Consider the following 310-nt stretch of genomic DNA (forward strand, 5'->3'; position numbering starts at 1 on the left):
ACTTTCCCGCTGCCGCTCGACTTGCATGTGTTAGGCCTGCCGCCAGCGTTCAATCTGAGCCATGATCAAACTCTTCAATTTAAGTTTGGTTTGCGTTCATTCGTTACCGGAGTAGCGAACTTCAGCGGCTCAATGAATTGCTGAAATAAACTGTGACAACCGAAGTTGTCTTGGTCACTTCACCAGACATTGAAAATCAAAAATTGTTTTTGATGTTCGATGCTGTGAGTGCCCACACAGATTGCTTGATTCAAATTGTTAAAGAGCGTCACGCTTATCGCGTTGAGGAGGCGCATCTTACGCTCCTCAC

Annotated in this window: 1 rRNA gene; it reads right to left on the bottom strand. The window is 45.8% G+C overall.

The features are described from left to right. Positions 1 to 81, bottom strand: a 16S ribosomal RNA gene (locus ACW5W4_RS18950); the annotation flags it as partial. Between the last annotated feature and the right edge of the window lie 229 nt (positions 82 to 310).

Source organism: Aeromonas crassostreae, from assembly GCF_054052445.1.